This is a genomic window from Enterobacter sp. ENT02 (assembly GCF_019219165.1).
GTDB lineage: Bacteria > Pseudomonadota > Gammaproteobacteria > Enterobacterales > Enterobacteriaceae > Enterobacter > Enterobacter mori.
Window position 1 is genome coordinate 1 of record NZ_JAHUWD010000044.1, and the last position, 255, is coordinate 255.

1 rRNA gene is annotated in these 255 nt (G+C 54.1%); it reads right to left on the minus strand.

Annotation, left to right across the window (positions count from 1 at the left end):
- Positions 1 to 255, minus strand: a 23S ribosomal RNA gene (locus KW829_RS22820); the annotation flags it as partial.

The window sequence follows — 255 nt, forward strand, 5'->3', positions numbered from 1 at the left end:
TCCGGCGTGCGGGCTTTTCACCCGCATTATCGTTACTTATGTCAGCATTCGCACTTCTGATACCTCCAGCAACCCTCACAGGCCACCTTCAACGGCTTACAGAACGCTCCCCTACCCAACAACACCTAAGTGTCGCTGCCGCAGCTTCGGTGCATGGTTTAGCCCCGTTACATCTTCCGCGCAGGCCGACTCGACCAGTGAGCTATTACGCTTTCTTTAAATGATGGCTGCTTCTAAGCCAACATCCTGGCTGTC